We start from the raw sequence: 3,923 nt of genomic DNA, 5'->3' as shown, positions 1-3,923 counted from the left end.
TTTATCTGGACACCTTTAGGATCGAAATCGATGGCGCACTCCCTCGATCAGAGGACGAAGCCCCGTTCATCGATCATGCGGGACGGCGTACCGAGGAACGTCTCGGGCGTAACGGTGCCGTAGGCGACGTTGAAGGTGTCGAGTCGGTAGTGCCACTGTCCGCCGTAGCTGGCGATGAGCCGGTAGTTGACCTGCCATCGGAGCCATTGGCCAGCGGAAATCCGGGCGGCCGGAGGCCGGCCGCTGCGCGGATGCGTGGCGAAGCTCGACATCTGAGGCGGACGGACCCGCAGGTATCCGTCCGCCTCGCGCAGCGTCACCTCGAGATCTGCGAAGTCCAGCACCCGCTCGTGGGGCTGGAAGCCGTCGGCCTCTCGCATCTGGACCTCGTGCAGGCCGGACGTCAGATCGGGCGGGAGAGGGAACGCCACCGGCGCCCCGTTCCGCACTGCGGCCGCGGCTCCGCCGCGGGACGCTTTGGTCCAGGTCGTGCGGACCCGCTGAACGACGACATCCATAGCGTCGATCATCGGTGATGACGGCCGTCGATGCCACGCGGATTATCCGCAGCCCCTGGTCGGTGGATCGCCGTCCTGGCTGGTGGGAGGGGGCTCGCCGAGGTCGGCCAGCAGCTCACGGATCCGGCCGATGATCGCCGTGTGGCGCTCCGCCTCACGCGGCCAGCCGCGTTCGGTGGCATCTTGGATGAGTTGCTGCTCGGTGAGAAGCCGTGCCTGCAGCCGGGGCGCGTACTCGCTGGTGGTGAAGAACTTTGAGCAGCGCAGGTAGAGGTCGCACTCGCAGGGTCCCTCGGCCGGGGTGCGCAGGCAGTGGCCAAGCTCGAGCTCGGTCTTGAGGAAGTTGGTCTTGAGCCAGTGGACGGTGGCCTCGTCGAGCTGGTTGGCCAGCAGGGCCTCGGCGGCCGGGCCGGCGATGCGTCCGCCGGCGGCGACGACCTTCTCGTACTGCTCTTTGAGCACGGGGTCGCTGATGTGGGAGTAGGTCGCCGACATCTGCGCGGTGCGGTGGCCCAGGATGGCCATGATGGTCTGGATCTGGGCGCCGCCCTCGGCGAGCTGCGTGCCGACGGAGTGCCGGAACCGATGGGCCGTGACCGTGTGGTTGCCGTCGCCGTCGACCAGTCCGGCCCTGCTGCAGGCGATCTCCAGCGCGTCATCGAACAGGAAGAACCTGCCCATCGGCTTGCCGCGTCGCATGAACACGTAGCGGACCGGACGCTGGGCCCAGGGGTCGTGCCGGGCAGCGGCGTTGCCGTCCTTGGCTGTCTGGATCAGGTTCCGCAGCGCGTCGGCGGCCTGCGGATGCAGCGGGATCACGCGTTCGGTGTAGGTCTTGCCGACCGGGATCCGCAGCCGAGGATAGCCGTCGGGATAGGCGTCCAGGCAGTCGATCGGCAGTCGGGCGATCTCGCCTCGGCGGGCACCGCTCCATCGCAGCAGCAGCAGTGCGGTCCGCTGGTGGGGATCCTCCAGCTCCTCGACGGCCTGCATGAGCCGTTCCAGTTCGTCGCGGGGAATGAACCGGGGCAGCCTCGACGGCAGCTTCGGCAGGTCGGAGCGGCCCAGTAGCGGCCTGGCCGGGACGTCCGTCCAGCCCCACTGGCTGGTCTCGCGGAAGAACTGCAGCAGCGGGCTGATGTAGGTGTAACGGGTGCGGGCAGACAGCGGGCGCCCGTTGCGCGGATTGATCCGCTCGTGCTCGTGGGTCAGGAACGCCTCGATGTGAGCCCGCGTCAGGTCGGTCAGGCTCGTCAGTTCCGGGACGTGCTGGACGAGCCAGCGCAGGAAGTAGCGGAAGGCGTCCCGGCAGTTGCGCACCGACTCGGCCCGGTCGGTGGTCTGTAGCCGCCCGGACAGCCACCTGTTGACCGGCGCAGCGATCGCGGCCGGGGTACCCGGAGCGGTGAGTTCCTCGCGCCAGAGCTCGCGCGTCTTCAGCCCGTGGAACGGCGGCTCGTCGACCTGGCCGGTGTTGAACAGCAGCACGTGCAGGCCGTGCAGGCGAGACAGGCATGCCTTCTCGAACGCGGCGGTCAGCACGGCAGGGTCCTGGTTGTGGCGGTTGCCGTGGACGTGGGCGGCGCGGATGATCCCCGCTTCGGGCATCGCGCACCACCGCCGGATCTCTTCACCGAACGTGGCAATGTCCTTGTAGGTGATGGCGGTGATGTCCGGATCGCCCCGCCACAGAACGAGCCGGGCGATTCCCCAGGTCAGCAGGGACCGGCCGCTGCGGTAGCCGAGTTGCCGCTGGCGTTCGTCCAGCGCATCGACCAGGTCCAAGTCCATCCCCAGCGTCGGGGCGACGCGGGGGTTGAACAGGCTGTCGAAGTTCCGGGCCAGCACCCAGTCGGCGTCCATCGGCATGCGGTGGGTCAGCGAGAGGTAGGCCAGATAGGAGCCTGCTTCGTGGGAGGTGCCCAGGCGCTTGCCGGACCCTGGAGGTCCGTCGGCGTGCAGGTCCAACCGGTCCAGCAGCGGGGCGGCGAACCAGTCCTCCAGGTCGGGCCATCGCTGGACGAACCTGTTGTAGAAGAACATCCGTGAGCTGATCGTCCCGCGGGTCCCGGCGAACGTGGAGTGGACCCACGCGGTGTACTCCTCGCGCGGGGCGTGACCCCGCAGCTCCGGCAGATCCGGCACCGCGGCCAGGGCCAGCACGCTCACCGGTTGCTCTCCAGTGCCCGGGTGTAGTCCGCCAGCACCGCCTCATCGGAGACCCGGGTGTAGACCTTCGTCGACTCCGGCGAGGCATGCCCAAGCCGCTTCTGCAGCGACAACTCGCGCATCCCGCCCTCCCACATCGCGGTGGCGTGGGTGTGCCTCAAAGCATGCGGCGTGGTCTCCGACGTGCGCACGCCGAGCTTGGCCATCCGGCGGGCGAACAGCCGGACCACCGCGTCGTAGCCCAAAGGCTCCAGCCGCCTCGATCCGTTGCCGCCGATCAGGAACAGGAACGGGCTGGCGGACTCCAAGGGCCGCTCGTTCATGACATAGCGGCTGACCGCGTCCAGCGTCCGCGGGTCGTGCAGGTCCACGACCCGCTCGGAGCGCGACTTGCCACGAGCGCCGCCGGGATGGTCATCGCGCTTGCGGATGGTCACCCGCCGCCGACCATAGGAGAGGTCGGCCAAATGAACGGACAGCACCTCGCCGGGCCGCAACCCGCCGTCCAACATCAGCAGGAACATCGCCAGGTCGCGCAGCTTCTTCAGGCTCGCGATGAAGCCCTCGATCGTCGCCTCGTCCATCGGACGCGGCAGCCGCCGCGGCTGCTTGACCGTGACCGTGCGCCGTACCGGCTGCTGGCGGCTGGCCCGGCCCATGAACGGCTGATGCCGGTCCGGCACCCGCGCGAGGGCCGGGTCTGGGCGCACCTGCATCGGAGAGTTCTCGCCGTCGTACTCCTCGGCGACCATCGCCCAGTCGTAGAAGCTCGACACCGCGGCCAGGATCCGGTTGACCGTCGCCGGCGACAGCAGACTGCCGGGCAGCTCCGTGCCGCCGACCACCACTGTCAGCCCGAGGCGCTGCGCTGGCCGGCGGCTGGGCTGACGGCGCAGAAACCCCAGCAGGCGCAACGCATCCGGCGCCCGGAAATCCCGCCATTCCAAGCCATCCCGGGCCAGGAACATGAACAGGTACTTCAGGTCGTAGGCGTAGGCGCACCAGGTATTCGGCGACAGCCCGCGGTCGCTGAGATGGCCCAGGAACCGGCAAACCGGACCGACCTCTGCACCGGATTCGTCGACCAACCGGACGCGCCGGACGATGCCGCCGTCGCGTTCCTTCAGCACACGCAGTTCGCAGTCCACATCACCGCTCAACGAGCCGCGATGAGCAGTGCTACGCCGACAAGCCGAACACCACCCTGGAGTGTCCAGATAAGAACCTGCTCGGCCG

Annotated in this window: 3 protein-coding genes; all 3 read right to left on the bottom strand. The window is 68.7% G+C overall.

Annotation, left to right across the window (positions count from 1 at the left end):
* Positions 1-47 precede the first annotated feature (47 nt).
* From ACFCZ1_RS38375 to ACFCZ1_RS38365, 3 genes are read right to left on the bottom strand one after another with little or no spacing between them, the layout of a single operon-like run.
* Positions 48-518, bottom strand: a complete 471-nt coding sequence (locus ACFCZ1_RS38375) for a hypothetical protein (protein WP_376682895.1) — start codon at positions 516-518, stop codon at positions 48-50.
* A 42-nt stretch (positions 519-560) separates the two neighbouring features.
* Complete coding sequence (locus ACFCZ1_RS38370) at positions 561-2,687, bottom strand: tyrosine-type recombinase/integrase (protein ID WP_376682894.1); 2,127 nt, start codon at positions 2,685-2,687, stop codon at positions 561-563.
* Positions 2,684-3,835 carry a tyrosine-type recombinase/integrase gene (locus ACFCZ1_RS38365; RefSeq protein WP_376682893.1) on the bottom strand — a complete coding sequence of 384 codons (1,152 nt, stop codon included), beginning with the start codon at positions 3,833-3,835 and terminating at the stop codon, positions 2,684-2,686. Before ACFCZ1_RS38365 ends, ACFCZ1_RS38370 begins: the two co-directional genes overlap by 4 nt.
* Between the last annotated feature and the right edge of the window lie 88 nt (positions 3,836-3,923).

Source organism: Streptomyces sp. NPDC056224, assembly GCF_042267665.1.
Lineage (GTDB): Bacteria > Actinomycetota > Actinomycetes > Streptomycetales > Streptomycetaceae > Streptomyces.
Note: the sequence above shows the minus strand (reverse complement) of the source record. Positions and strands in the feature narration are given on the sequence as shown.